Origin of the sequence: Streptomyces sp. NBC_00287 (assembly GCF_036173105.1) — a bacterium.
Lineage (GTDB): Bacteria > Actinomycetota > Actinomycetes > Streptomycetales > Streptomycetaceae > Streptomyces.
Window position 1 is genome coordinate 6,183,030 of the sequence record NZ_CP108053.1, and the last position, 12,902, is coordinate 6,195,931.

14 protein-coding genes are annotated in these 12,902 nt (G+C 69.4%); 6 read left to right on the forward strand and 8 right to left on the reverse strand.

Going from position 1 to position 12,902, the window contains the following annotated elements; all coding sequences use genetic code 11:
- Positions 1 to 18: 18 nt before the first annotated feature.
- Genes OHT76_RS28325 through OHT76_RS28335 form a run of 3 tightly spaced genes read right to left on the reverse strand, consistent with a single transcriptional unit; the run spans position 19 to position 3,140 of the window.
- The gene (locus OHT76_RS28325) at positions 19 to 1,152 is read right to left on the reverse strand and encodes an Mrp/NBP35 family ATP-binding protein (RefSeq protein WP_328873685.1); all 1,134 of its coding nucleotides are present in this window, start codon (positions 1,150 to 1,152) and stop codon (positions 19 to 21) included.
- 43 nt (positions 1,153 to 1,195) lie between these two features.
- Positions 1,196 to 1,783 (reverse strand): DUF1003 domain-containing protein, encoded by a 588-nt coding sequence (locus tag OHT76_RS28330; RefSeq protein ID WP_328876640.1) that lies wholly within the window; start codon positions 1,781 to 1,783, stop codon positions 1,196 to 1,198.
- A gap of 7 nt (positions 1,784 to 1,790) precedes the next feature.
- Positions 1,791 to 3,140 carry a magnesium transporter MgtE N-terminal domain-containing protein gene (locus tag OHT76_RS28335; protein ID WP_328873686.1) on the reverse strand — a complete coding sequence of 450 codons (1,350 nt, stop codon included), beginning with the start codon at positions 3,138 to 3,140 and terminating at the stop codon, positions 1,791 to 1,793.
- 180 nt (positions 3,141 to 3,320) lie between these two features.
- On the opposite strand from OHT76_RS28335, the gene OHT76_RS28340 reads away from it, so the two are divergent.
- Complete coding sequence (locus OHT76_RS28340; RefSeq protein ID WP_328873687.1) at positions 3,321 to 4,052, forward strand: hypothetical protein; 732 nt, start codon at positions 3,321 to 3,323, stop codon at positions 4,050 to 4,052.
- A gap of 5 nt (positions 4,053 to 4,057) precedes the next feature.
- Here OHT76_RS28340 and OHT76_RS28345 read toward each other — a convergent pair whose 3' ends face one another.
- Positions 4,058 to 4,570, reverse strand: a complete 513-nt coding sequence (locus OHT76_RS28345; RefSeq protein ID WP_328873688.1) for a hypothetical protein — start codon at positions 4,568 to 4,570, stop codon at positions 4,058 to 4,060.
- Between the two features lie 33 nt (positions 4,571 to 4,603).
- Positions 4,604 to 5,731, reverse strand: coding sequence for a magnesium and cobalt transport protein CorA (locus OHT76_RS28350; RefSeq protein ID WP_328873689.1), 1,128 nt, complete (start codon positions 5,729 to 5,731; stop codon positions 4,604 to 4,606).
- A gap of 464 nt (positions 5,732 to 6,195) precedes the next feature.
- Here OHT76_RS28350 and OHT76_RS28355 point away from each other — a divergent pair, with 464 nt between their 5' ends.
- On the forward strand, positions 6,196 to 6,780 hold the full coding sequence (locus tag OHT76_RS28355) for a suppressor of fused domain protein (protein WP_328873690.1): 585 nt from the start codon (positions 6,196 to 6,198) through the stop codon (positions 6,778 to 6,780).
- Positions 6,781 to 6,810: 30 nt separating this feature from the next.
- Here OHT76_RS28355 and OHT76_RS28360 read toward each other — a convergent pair whose 3' ends face one another.
- Positions 6,811 to 8,034 carry an MFS transporter gene (locus OHT76_RS28360; RefSeq protein WP_328873691.1) on the reverse strand — a complete coding sequence of 408 codons (1,224 nt, stop codon included), beginning with the start codon at positions 8,032 to 8,034 and terminating at the stop codon, positions 6,811 to 6,813.
- Between the two features lie 161 nt (positions 8,035 to 8,195).
- Between OHT76_RS28360 and OHT76_RS28365 the strand changes: the two genes are divergently transcribed.
- The 3 genes from OHT76_RS28365 to OHT76_RS28375 all read left to right on the forward strand — a co-directional run bounded on the left by OHT76_RS28365 (position 8,196) and on the right by OHT76_RS28375 (position 10,503).
- On the forward strand, positions 8,196 to 8,837 hold the full coding sequence (locus OHT76_RS28365; protein ID WP_328873692.1) for a DUF6758 family protein: 642 nt from the start codon (positions 8,196 to 8,198) through the stop codon (positions 8,835 to 8,837).
- 149 nt (positions 8,838 to 8,986) lie between these two features.
- The gene (locus OHT76_RS28370) at positions 8,987 to 9,844 is read left to right on the forward strand and encodes a PHP domain-containing protein (protein WP_328873693.1); all 858 of its coding nucleotides are present in this window, start codon (positions 8,987 to 8,989) and stop codon (positions 9,842 to 9,844) included.
- A 53-nt stretch (positions 9,845 to 9,897) separates the two neighbouring features.
- Positions 9,898 to 10,503: a MarC family protein gene (locus OHT76_RS28375; RefSeq protein ID WP_328873694.1), complete on the forward strand. Its 606-nt coding sequence runs from the start codon at positions 9,898 to 9,900 to the stop codon at positions 10,501 to 10,503.
- Positions 10,504 to 10,605: 102 nt separating this feature from the next.
- Here the strand turns inward: OHT76_RS28375 and OHT76_RS28380 are convergent, their stop codons facing one another.
- Positions 10,606 to 10,758, reverse strand: a complete 153-nt coding sequence (locus tag OHT76_RS28380) for a hypothetical protein (protein ID WP_018544351.1) — start codon at positions 10,756 to 10,758, stop codon at positions 10,606 to 10,608.
- Between the two features lie 228 nt (positions 10,759 to 10,986).
- Here OHT76_RS28380 and OHT76_RS28385 point away from each other — a divergent pair, with 228 nt between their 5' ends.
- Complete coding sequence (locus OHT76_RS28385; protein ID WP_328873695.1) at positions 10,987 to 11,877, forward strand: NYN domain-containing protein; 891 nt, start codon at positions 10,987 to 10,989, stop codon at positions 11,875 to 11,877.
- Here the strand turns inward: OHT76_RS28385 and OHT76_RS28390 are convergent.
- Positions 11,874 to 12,752 carry an alpha/beta fold hydrolase gene (locus OHT76_RS28390; protein ID WP_328873696.1) on the reverse strand — a complete coding sequence of 293 codons (879 nt, stop codon included), beginning with the start codon at positions 12,750 to 12,752 and terminating at the stop codon, positions 11,874 to 11,876. The two genes, OHT76_RS28385 and OHT76_RS28390, sit on opposite strands and share 4 nt — an antisense overlap.
- Positions 12,753 to 12,902: the final 150 nt, after the last annotated feature.

Genomic DNA, 12,902 nt, shown 5'->3' on the forward strand with positions numbered 1-12,902 from the left:
CCCTTCCCCGTAGGCCGGTCAGAACTTGTTCTTGGGCGTGATCCCCAGGGACAGTCCCGAAAGGCCGCGCTGCCGTCCTCCGAGCTTCCCCGCGATCGCCCTCAGCGCCGCGCCCGCCGGGCTGTCCGGGTCCGTCAGGACCACCGGCTTGCCCTCGTCGCCGCCCTCGCGGAGGCGGACGTCGATCGGGATGGCGCCCAGGACCGGGACCGTGGCGCCGGTCGTGCGGGTCAGGCCCTCGGCGACCGTCTGGCCGCCGCCGGTGCCGAAGACGTCGACCATCTCGTCGCAGTGCGGGCACGGCAGCCCGGACATGTTCTCGACCACGCCGACGATCTTCTGGTGGGTCTGGACGGCGATGGAACCCGCCCGCTCGGCCACCTCGGCGGCCGCCTGCTGCGGGGTCGTGACGACCAGGATCTCGGCGTTCGGGACCAGCTGGGCGACCGAGATCGCGATGTCACCGGTGCCCGGCGGCAGGTCCAGGAGCAGCACGTCCAGGTCGCCCCAGTACACGTCCGCGAGGAACTGCTGGAGCGCCCGGTGCAGCATCGGGCCACGCCATACGACCGGGGCGTTGCCCGGCGTGAACATGCCGATGGAGATCACCTTCACGCCGTGCGCGGACGGCGGCATGATCATGTTCTCGACCTGGGTCGGACGGCCGTCGGCGCCCAGCATGCGCGGCACGGAGTGGCCGTAGATGTCGGCGTCCACGACACCGACCTTCAGACCGTCCGCCGCCATCGCCGCCGCCAGGTTCACCGTCACCGACGACTTGCCGACACCGCCCTTGCCGGAGGCGACCGCGTACACGCGGGTGAGCGAGCCCGGCTTGGCGAAGGGGACCTCGCGCTCGGTCTGGCCGCCGCGCAGCGCGGTCGCCAGCTCCTTGCGCTGCTCGTCGCTCATGACGTCGAGCGTGACGTCGACGTGGGTGACTCCCTCGATCCGGGAGACCGCCTCCGTGACGCGCTGCGTGATCGTGTCCCGCATCGGGCAGCCGGACACCGTCAGGTACACGGTGACCGCGACCGCTCCGTCCGCGCCGATCTCGACCGACTTGACCATCCCGAGTTCGGTGATGGGGCGGTTGATCTCGGGGTCGTTCACCGTCGACAGTGCTTCGCGCACCGCGTCTTCCGTAACCATAAGGACGATGGTACGGCGATTCGTGGTGGCCCCGGGATGCCCGTCACCGGTCGTCTACGTCACGTCCGTGCGACCGTTCTGCCGGGAATACGACATGGCCGTCCCCGCGATGGCCGTCCAGCTCCCTCAGCACGTCCTGGAGCTCGGAGCGGATCCAGTCGCGGGTGGCGACCTCGCCGAGGCCGATACGCAGGGCCGCGATCTCCCGGGTGAGGTACTCGGTGTCCGCGATCGACCGCTCGTTCTGCTTGCGGTCCTGTTCGAGGTTGACCCGGTCGCGGTCGTCCTGCCGGTTCTGCGCGAGCAGGATCAGCGGGGCCGCGTAGGAGGCCTGGAGCGAGAGCATCAGGGTCAGGAAGATGAACGGGTACCCGTCGAACTTCAGGTCGCTGGGCGCGAAGATGTTCCACAGCACCCACATGATGATGACGACCGTCATCCAGACGAGGAACCGCCCGGTGCCGATGAAGCGCGCGATGCGCTCGGAGAACCGCCCGAAGGCATCCGGGTCCCATTCGGGCAGGAACCGGCGGCGTGGCGCCCGTGGCTGGTCCAGACGGGCGCGCGGCCGGGTGGTCGCGGTCGCCCCGGCGGGTGTGCGCTCACGGCCGCCCTCGCGCTCAGGAGCCATGCGCCGCTCAGGAGCCATGCGCCGCCCCCTCGGCCTCGTTCTCGTCCTCGTCGAGGTGGAACTCGGTCTCCCGCCAGTCCTCGGGCAGCATGTGGTCCAGGACATCGTCCACGGTGATCGCGCCCAGCAGCGACCCGGACTCGTCGACGACGGGCGCCGCGACCATGTCGTACGTGGCGAAGAACCCGGCGACGACGGGCAGTGCGGCGTCCGGGTCCAGCGGTTGCAGATCGTCGTCGAGCAGCGAGCTGACGAGCGTGTACGGCGGATCGCGCAGCAGGCGCTGGAAGTGGACGGTGCCGAGGTACTTGCCGGTCGGGGTCTCGTCGGGCGGGCGGCAGACGTAGACCTGGGCGGCGAGCGCGGGGGAGAGGTCGGCGTTGCGGACCCGGGCCAGGGCGTCGGCGACGGTGGCGTCGGGCCGCAGCACGATCGGCTCGGTCGTCATCAGACCGCCGGCCGTGTGCTCCTCGTACGCCATCAGCCGCCGCATGTCGGCCGCGTCGTCGGGCTGCATCAGGCTCAGCAGCCGCTCCTTGTCCTCCTCCGGCAGCTCGGAGAGCAGGTCGGCCGCGTCGTCGGGGTCCATGGCCTCCAGGACGTCGGCGGCCCGTTCCTCCTTGAGCTTGCCGAGGATCTCGATCTGGTCGTCCTCCGGCAGCTCTTCGAGTACGTCGGCCAGCCGGTCGTCGTCGAGGGCGGCGGCGACTTCGGCGCGCCGTTTGGGGGAGAGGTGGTGCAGCACGTTGGCGAGGTCGGCGGGGCGCAGCTGCTCAAAGGTCGCGAGCAGGCTCTCGGCGCCCTGGCCCTTCTCCTCCAGGGTGAATCCGGTGACGGCGGACCACTCGACGGTCAGCGACTCGCCCGCCCGTCTCCCACCACCACCCTTCCAAGGAAGCGCTTCGCGCCCTCTTTCTCTGGCCCGCCTGAGCGGCCCGCTCTTGCCGCCCTTGCGCACGAACACCCGGTCGATCTCCCAGTCCCGCCGGGCCGGCAACTGCTGCACCGACAGATCCAGGACGGTGACCTGTTCTCCGGTCTCAACGAGCGTGACCGTGCGGTCCAGCAGCTCACCGAAGACCAGCCGCTCGGTGGGCCGCTGTTCGAAGCGGCGGACGTTGAGCACGCCGGTGGTGATGACCTGGCCGGACTCGATGCTGGTCACCCGGGTCATGGGCAGGAAGATGCGGCGCCGGGTGGACAGTTCGACGACCAGGCCGAGCAGCCGTGGGGGACGTCGGCCGACGCGCAGCATGACGACCAGGTCGCGCACCCGGCCGACCTGGTCGCCGGTCGGGTCGAAGGCGGCGATGTCGGCGAGGTGCGAGACAAAAACCCGGGGGGTGCCCCCTGCCATGGCCGCACCTCCTCAATACGGAACTGTCTGTTATGTCCGCTCGGATGGGCTTCAGGCTAGCCCGTCCCGTTCGGATACGCCCTGGTGAGCGGTCCGGACGGACTGGCTCCGTCTGGCTTCCACGACCCCGGTACGCTGCCGTACGCCGATCAGGACCCCGTCAGAAAGGCAGCCCCACCTGTGACTGCGAATCCCCAGGGCCGCACCCGCCGGGCCGCGCTACTGAGCGCGCTGTGTGCCCTGGTCGTGACGGGGCTGACGGGATGCAGCAGTGAGGACCCCGACGCGGGGACGAACGGGGTCGGCAAGCTGCCCCCCGACCAGATCCAGCGCAAGACCGTCAACGCCGCAGAGTCGGCCGACGCGGTACGCCTCTCCGGGAACGTGGTCACCAGCGGGCGCACCTACAAACTCGACATGCGGTTGAAAGCCGACGGCGGCATGGGTTCGGTCACCGCCGAAGGGGCGACCTTCCGGCTGCTCAGGATCGACGAGCAGTTGTTCCTGATGGCGGACTCCGACTTCTGGAGCGGCGGCGACGCGGACGCCGCGGCGGCCGCCAAGCTCAACGGCAAGTACGTCAAGGTGCCGCAGGGCGATCCCTCGTACAAGAAGTTCAGCGGCTTCACGGACATGGATGTGCTCCTGGAGGGCCTGCTGACCCTGCACGGCAAGGTCGAGACCGACGGCCGGCACGAGCAGTCCGGCACCCGCACGGTCCGCATCACCGGCGACGGCGGTTCCGGCGGCACCCTGGACGTCTCCCTGGAGGGCAAGCCGTACCCCGTCCGCCTGGTCCGGGCCGGCGACGCGGGCAGCCTGACCTTCTCCTCCTGGGGCGAGAACTTCACCCTGGAGGAGCCGAAGAAGGACGAGACGGTGGACTACGGCAAGCAGCTGCCGACGTCCTAGCCGCGCTACTTGCGCTTACGCCGCTTCATGAGCAGCTTCGGCAGCCCCGCCGGGATCGGCTGACGCGTGGTCGCCGGGGACGGCAGGGGGACCGCGGACAGGTCGCCGTCCGGCAGCGGCGCGGTCGTCCCCGTCGGTACCAGCCGCAGCACCCGGCACTCCCGCCCCCAGCGCTCCGGCATAGCCTCGCCGTCCGGGGCGTTCAGCCGCTTGCCCTTGAGCTCGGCGACCGTCGCCTCCCACTGCTCGGACCCCGAGGTCAGCTCCACGACCTTCGCCGTCCAGGAGACCAGCCGGCCACCCTTGTCCTTGCTGCGGACCGTCACCTCGGCCTCGCCCCCGTCGGCGAGCCCCGGCAGCGGCTGCTCGCCGGGCCCGTCGCCGACGACACACGCAGCGCCCTCGTGCCACACATGCCACAGCGCCCGGGCCGGGACACCGGGACCCTTGACCCAGATCAGCCCGGACTTCTTCGTGGCCTCCTCGACGAGGGCCTGATCGAGCAGCTCACTTGTCATGAGCCCAGCCTAGTCAGCCCCGCCGGACGGTCCCTAGAGCCAGCCGTTGCGCTTGAGCGTGCGGTGGATGCCCAGACAGATACCCACCGTCACCCCCAGCACCAGCGGGTAGCCGAACTTCCAGTGGGTCTCCGGCATGTAGTCGAAGTTCATGCCGTACACGCCACAGACCATCGTCGGTACGGCGATGATCGCCGCCCAGGAGGTGATCTTCCGCATGTCCTCGTTCTGCGCCACGGACGCCTGCGCGAGGTTGGCCTGGAGGATGGAGTTCAGGAGCTCGTCGAACCCGACGACCTGCTCCTGCACCCGGGCGAGGTGGTCGGCGACGTCCCGGAAGTACTTCTGGATGTCCGGGTCGATCAGCCGCATCGGCCGCTCGCTCAGCAGCTGCATCGGCCGCAGCAGCGGCGACACCGCCCGCTTGAACTCCAGGATCTCGCGCTTGAGTTGGTAGATCCGGCCGGCGTCCGTGCCGCGCGGCGTGCCCTTGCGGCCCGGCGAGAAGACGTCCGTCTCCACGTCGTCGATGTCGTCCTGGAGCGCGTCGGCCACCGCGATGTACCCGTCGACGACATGGTCGGCGATGGCGTGCAGCACGGCCGAGGGCCCCTTGGCGAGCAGCTCCGGGTCGTCCTGCAGCCGGTGCCGAAGCGCCCGCAACGAGCCCTGCCCGCCGTGCCGGACGGTGATGAAGAAGTCCCGTCCGGTGAAGCACATGACCTCGCCGGTCTCCACCACCTCGCTGGTGGCGGTGAGTTCGTCGTGCTCGACGTAGTGGACCGTCTTGAAGACGGTGAACAGCGAGTCGTCGTACCGCTCCAGCTTGGGCCGCTGGTGGGCCTGTACGGCGTCCTCCACGGCCAGCGGGTGCAGCCCGAACTCGGTGGCGATACCGGCGAATTCGGCCTCGGTCGGCTCGTGCAGACCGATCCACACGAACCCTCCGTCGCGCCGCACCCGGCGCATCGCCTCGTGCGGGCTCAGCTGCCCTCCGCTCTCGACGCGCGCGCCGTCACGGTAGACGGCGCAGTCGACGACGGCGGAGGGCGTCGCGGGGTCACGGGTGGTGTCGTAGGCACCGCTGTCCATGCGCATGCTCTTGCTGAGCGAGGGACGGGACGGGCGGACCGCTTCACGCAGGTCACGGATCATCGACATGGCAGGCTCCTTCGCGAGCAGGCAACGAAAGGCCGCTACAACGGGTGGAACTACCCGGAATGGGGACGTCCTGACTTCAGATGTTTGGCACGTCCACAAAGCGGGGAGCACCGCACCGTCGCGGTGGCGAACTTCGCTGCTGGTTCAGCTACTGCTGCTGACTGACAGATCAGGCAAAACGAAACGAAGGCTCTTCCGCGGTGAAAGGCAGGCGAGAGGTGGCAGCCGGCTAGAAAGCAGAGCAGCTACGTCAGCGGCGGGAAGAGCGGGTGCTACTGCACGGTCGACTTCGATCCATTGCAGCCCCACCTCCTCCGGCCGGTCCCTCGTAAGGGAGTGTCGTCGGCGTCGGGGCTTGACTGCGACGCTTCCGCGTGCTGCCCCGAACCTCGGGCAAGAGTATCAGCCGACTGAAGTGTCAAGCCGCTGCTTTGCCCGGTACTGACGAGTTCTATGCTCGCGGCATGGCTGATGTTCTTCCTCTGGTCGAAGCCCGGTTGCGCTCCGCGCTGGGCGAACCGGACGCCCGCGCCGCGGTCACCTTCCTCGGTACGGACCGCATCGAGGTGCTGCGCTTCCACGAGGACGACATCGTCCGCTACGCCACCCTCGGCATGTCCGCACACCCCATGACCGACCCCACCGCGGTGCTCGCCGACCCGGTCAAGGGACCGCGTGCCGAGCTGGTCCTCTCCGTCCGCGCGGGCCTCGCCGACACCGACAAGGTGCTCCGCGCCCTCGCCGTGCTGGCCGCGTCCCCGCAGGTCGAGGGTGTGGTCGTGGCCCCTGGCGCCTCGCTGGACGTCGGCGAACCGCTGTGGCCCGGCGCCCCGTTCAGCTCGGTCCTGGTCGCCGAGCCGGGCGGTCTGGTCGAGGACCTGGAACTGGACGAGCCCATGGACCCGGTCCACTTCCTGCCGCTGCTCCCCATGACCCCGAACGAGGCCGCCTGGAAGCGCGTGCACGGCGCCGGCGCCCTCCAGGAGCGCTGGCTGACGAACGGGACGGACCTCAGGGATCCGTCCCGCACATCCGTCTCGCTGACGTGAGCAAGGTCACCAACCGGCGCCAGGGGTAAGTCAGTTGGCGAACACGGTGACGCTGTCCTCGGCGGCGTGCTTCGTCTCCAGCGCCTCCGCCTCGTGGGTGAGCGCCTTCCGTCGTACGACGACCACGACCGCGCCCAGTACGGCGGTGAGCGCCGCCACCACGAACGGGATGTGGATGTCGGTCCACTCCTCGATCTTCGGCGCGAAGTAGGGAGCGGCGGCGGCCGCGAACCAGCGCACGAAGTTGTAGCCCGCGCTCGCCACGGGACGCGGGGCGTCCGAGACGCCGAGCGCCAGCTCCGTGTAGACGGTGTTGTTCACGCCGATGAAGGCGCCGGACAGGATCGTGCACACGACGGCGGTGGTGTGGTCGCCGTAACCGAGGACCAGTACGTCGGCCGCGAGCAGCACGAGTGAGCCGCCGAGCACCTTCAGCGAACCGAACCGCTTCTGCAGCCGCGGCGCCACGAGGACCGAGAAGACGGCGAGCAGCACACCCCAGGCGAAGAACACGGCACCCGACTTGTAGGGGGTCATGTCCAGCACGAACGGGGTGAAGGCCAGCACGGTGAAGAACGTGTAGTTGTAGAAGAACGACGAGACGGCGGCCGAGGCCAGACCGCCGTGGCCGAGCGCCTTGATCGGGTCCAGCAGCGAGATCTTCCGCGCCGGCTTCGGCTGCTCCTTCAGGAACGCCGTGATGCAGAGGAAGCCGACGGCCATCAGGAAGGCCGTACCGAAGAAGGGGTAGCGCCAGCTCGCGTCGCCGAGCAGGGCGCCCAGGAGCGGGCCGCAGGCCATGCCGAGGCCGAGGGCGGATTCGTAGAGCAGGATCGCCGCTGCGCTGCCTCCCGCCGCCGCGCCGACGATGACCGCGAGCGCGGTGGAGACGAAGAGGGCGTTGCCGAGGCCCCAGCCCGCGCGGAAGCCGACCAGTTCGGCGACCGAGCCCGAGGTGCCGGCGAGCCCTGCGAAGACCACCACGAGGGCGAGGCCGAGCAGCAGGGTCCTGCGGCCGCCGATCCGGCTGGAGACGTAGCCGGTGACCAGCATCGCCACGGCCGTGATCAGGAAGTACGAGGTGAAGAGCAGGGAGACCTGGCTCGCCGAGGCGTCCAGACCCTGGGCGATCGACGGCAGGATCGGGTCGACGAGGCCGATGCCCATGAAGGCGACGACGGATGCGCCGGCCGTCGCCCATACGGCCTTGGGCTGTCGGAGGAGACCGCCGGCTCCCGCGTCGAAGGGGTCCATGGTGACTCCAATCCCGTGGCCGAGGTAGTTGGTATTTACATATACTAAGTTAGCTCTGCTAATTAATGCAAGCTACATCTAACTTCGACCGGTGAAGCGGTTCCGTCCGGACGGGTGATCGTCCTTGACGTGGCGGAGAAGGGGTAGGACCGTGGAGCCCTATGAGGGGCGAACCCAGTTGCCCGAAGTGTGGTGGCCGGGTCAGGGCTCCCGGACTCTTCGCCGATTCCTGGCAGTGCGATGTGCACGGCACCGTGCATCCGCTGCAGCCCGTGATCCCGCCCAGCGTCGAGGCACTCAGCGTCGTCGTGCATCGCACCCAGGTGCCGGTGTGGATGCCATGGCCGCTGCCGGTCGGCTGGCTGTTCACGGGCGTGGCCTGCGCGGGGGACGACCGCAGTGGCGGACGTGCGACAGCCGTTGCCTGCACCGGTCCGGGGCCGCTGGGCGGCATGGGCGAGCTGATCCTGGTCGCCGAGGAGCTGGGAGTCGGGCTCGGGGCGCGGTACGCGGGGATCGACGGGCCGGATCCGGGGCCGTACATGCACGTCGAGAAGCCGGCGCAGGCGAAGGTGTTGGCGGCGGGGCGGCCGACTCCGCTGTGGCATGTCACCAAGACGCCGGACGACCGGGCCGTGTTCGCGGGCGAGGCCCTGGGGCTGTGGCTGTGGGCCGTGGTGTGGCCCGAGCAGACGGGGTTGCTGATGTACGACGAGCTGGTGCTGACGGATTTGCGGGATGCGGGGGCGGAGGTCGACCTGGTGCCTTGCGGAGCCTTGTCGCCGCGCTTGCTTGAGCCGTAGCGCCTAGTGGGGTGGGGGGGGAGTTGCAGAGGCCGCTCGTCAGGCCGTTCGTAAGAAGTGAACCTGGGTAGCGGGTGTGACATGAGCGGCTCGTTTTGCCGCTATCCTTGGCGTGTCCCCATACCGTCCCGTCCCGTTGGAGCTCGCGCGTGCGTATCGATCTGCACACCCACTCCACCGCTTCCGACGGTACGGACAGCCCCGCTGAGCTGGTGCGTAATGCCGCCGCTGCCGGGCTTGACGTTGTGGCGCTCACCGATCACGACACCACCCGTGGGTACGGCGAGGCCATTGCCGCGTTGCCCGAGGGGCTCACGCTCGTCACCGGTGCCGAGCTGTCCTGTCGTATCGACGGGATCAGCATGCACATGTTGGCCTACCTCTTCGATCCCGAGGAGCCGGCGCTGCTCGCCGAGCGGGAGCTGGTGCGGGACGACCGGGTGCCGAGGGCCCAGGGGATGGTTGCCAGGCTGAACGGGCTGGGTGTGCCGGTGACCTGGGAGCAGGTGCTGCGGATCGCCGGGGACGGGTCCGTCGGGCGGCCGCATGTCGCGTCCGCGCTGGTCGAGCTCGGGGTCGTGCCGAGCGTGGGTGACGCCTTCACGCAGGACTGGCTGGCCGACGGCGGGCGGGCCTTCGTGGAGAAGCACGAGACGGATCCCTTCGAGGCGATCCGGCTGATCAAGGGCGCGGGCGGAGTCGCCGTGTTCGCCCATCCCGCGGCCGCCAAGCGGGGCCGTACCGTGCCCGAGTCGGCCATCGCGGAGCTCGCCGCGGCCGGACTCGACGGCATCGAGGTCGACCACATGGACCACGACCCGGACACCCGGGCACGGCTGCGCGGCCTCGGCAAGGAGCTCGGCCTCCTGATGACCGGCTCCAGCGACTACCACGGCAGCCGCAAGACCTGTGTGCTCGGCGAGTACACGACCGACCCCGAGGTCTACGGCGAGATCACGCGGCGCGCGACCGGGGCGTTCCCGGTCCCCGGGACCGGCGGAGCCTGAGGCATCGCCCTCACGCTCACCCCCATTCGCTTCTTCGCAAGGCCTCTTCACTGATGTTCGACGTTGCCGTCTTCGGCTCTCTTTTTCTGACCCTTTTTGTCATCATGGATCCCCCTGGGATCACCCCGATCTTCCTGGCGCTGACCTCCGGCCGCCCGGCCAAGGTGCAGAGGCGGATGGCCTTCCAGGCCGTCTGTGTGGCCGGCGGTGTGATCACCGTGTTCGGGCTGCTCGGGCATCAGATCCTGAACTATCTGCATGTGTCCGTGCCCGCGCTGATGATCGCGGGCGGGCTGCTGCTCCTGCTCATCGCGCTGGACCTGCTCACCGGCAAGACGGACGAGCCGAAGCAGACCAAGGACGTCAATGTCGCCCTCGTACCGCTGGGCATGCCGCTGCTGGCGGGCCCCGGTGCGATCGTGTCCGTCATCCTGGCCGTGCAGAAGGCCGACAGTGTGGCCACGCAGGTCTCGGTGTGGACGGCGATCCTCGCCATCCATGTCGTGCTGTGGCTGGTGATGCGGTACTCGCTGCTGATCATCCGGGTCATCAAGGACGGCGGTGTCGTGCTGGTGACCCGGCTCGCGGGCATGATGCTCTCCGCCATCGCCGTGCAGCAGATCATCAACGGTGTCACCCAGGTCATCCAGTCGTCCTGAGGCATCCAGTCGTCCTGAGCGACGACGCGGACACGAACAGGGCCCCCTCCGGCACAGCTGCCGGAGGGGGCCCTGAAGTCGTATGAGGATCCCGCGTCGGTGTTACGAGGCCGTGGTGTCGGCCGGGCGGATCCAAAGGCGCTGCCCGATGGCGGCGGCCTGCTGAACGATCCGGTTGACGGAGGCGGCGTCCACGACGGTGGTGTCCACGGTGGTGCCGTCGACCTCGTCGAGTCGCATGATTTCGAAGCGCATGGCTTCTCCCTTCGTCTGGTCATCCTCCTGAGGAGAACTACTTGGTGAGTGGCACGCGCGGGTCATCGGTGTCCCGGCTGCCATACGTATTCAACGGCTTGCGTGTTACAAACATTCCCTACGCTAAAGAAATTTTTCGAACGTCTAACTACTGACCGGTAAGAGGTCTGACGTGGACCGACCGGGACCGGTTGTGTTCGCTGCGTGACCGCCGGGACAATGGAGGCGATGAACGACGACCTCGCGGCGCTCGGCGCCCGTATCGACCGCACCAACGAGTTGCTCCAGCGCATGCTCGCCGAGGTGGCGAAGACGCCCTCGACCCATGCGATCTTCGTCGACGCGGGGTATCTGTACGCGGCCGCGGGCCGGCTGGTCGCCGGGACGGAGGACCGACGCGCCTTCGACCTCGACGCCGAGGGACTGATCGAGGCGCTCATCGACCGCGCCCGGACGATCTTCGCGGACAGCAGACTGCTGCGCGTCTACTGGTACGACGGCGCCCGGCGCCGTATCCACACCGCCGAGCAGCAGTCGATCGCCGAGCTGCCGGATGTGAAGGTACGGCTCGGCAACCTCAACGCCAACAACCAGCAGAAGGGCGTCGACTCCCTGATCCGCACCGACCTGGAGTCACTCGCCCGACATCGCGCCATCAGCGACGCGGCACTGCTCGGCGGCGACGAAGACCTGGTCTCCGCGGTGGAGGCGGCGCAGGGGTACGGCGCCCGGGTCCATCTATGGGGCATCGAGGCGCCGGAGGGCCGCAACCAGGCGGAGCCCCTCCTCTGGGAGGTCGACAGCCAGCGCACCTTCGACCTCGACTTCTTCAAGCCGTACGTCTCACGGCGCACCGCCGCCTACGAGGGGACGGCGGCCCGTCCCACCCGCGAGGACGTCCGTTTCGTGGGCGCGCAGATCGCGGCGAAGTGGTTGGCGGCGCGGGGCAGGGAGTCACTGGTGGAGCTGCTGCCCGGGCACCCGTACCTACCCGGCTCCGTCGACCAGGATCTGCTCGTGGAGGCGGAGGGGCTGCTGCAGTATTCGCTGCGCGGGCAGGCGGATCTGCGGCGGGCGTTGCGGGATGGGTTTTGGGGGCATTTGCAGGGGCAGTACTAGCCGTCCGCTTCGGTAAGGCTGTCCCAGAAGTCGGCGAGGGCGTCGGCCGTGGGGAGGGGCTGCTCGGCGTTGGGGGAGTGTTCGGCGCCGGGGACGATCGTGCGGTGGGCGTGCAGGCGTACCGCCATGTCGTCCAGCAGCGGCACTGGCCAGGTGTCGTCCTTCTCGCCGGACAGGACATGGAACGGCAGCGGTACGGCGGCGAGTTCGGCGACCCGGTCCGGCTCGGTGCACAACTGGCCGCCTGTCGCGGCGAGTTGGGCGGGCTTGTTGCCGAGCCAGCGGCGGCGCAGATGATCGAGGCCCCCGATCCCGCGGGCCGGTCCGCCGACCTCCTCCGGCGGTCCCATGGCCAGGATCGCGTCCCACACCTCCGGCATCGTCATCACGGCGAGCGCGTCGCGGAGCAGTTTGACGCGCTGCTGCTGGGAGGTGGAGATCTGGGCAGGTCCGGACGCGACGAGCGTCAGCGACCGGAAAGGTGAGTGGTCGAGGATGACGGCGGCACGGGCGATCTGGCCGCCGAGGGAGTGCCCGACCAGGTGTACGGGGGCGCCGGCGGCTTCCGCCTGTGCGAGGACGTCCCTTGCCAACTCGCCCTGCGCGTAAGCGGATTCGTCGTCCGCGGGCCCGTCCGACTCGTACTGTCCCCGCCCATCGATGGCGACGCTGCGGTATCCGCGTGCGGCTAGCGGTGCGTGCAGGAGGCTGAAGTCCTCCTTGCTGCCCGTGAAACCTGGGAGAAGCAGGGCGACACCACGCTGGTCCACCCCTGGGGGTACCTGCAAATCGACCACGGCGAAGTCTCCGCGCGCGGTGCGGAGGGGGTAGGCGCGGGCGCCGGGGGGTGGGGGCAGGGGGGCGGGGGTCGTCACGGGGGTGAGGGTAGCGGGGTTTGGGGGCGTGGTTCTTTCGTGGGTGGGGCGGGGGGATGAGGCGGGGATGGTGGCTGTGGGGGCGGGTCCGGGCCGGGGGAGCGGAGGGTGGGGTGGCTCGGGGCCGGGGGTTCCCTGGCGGGTGGGCTC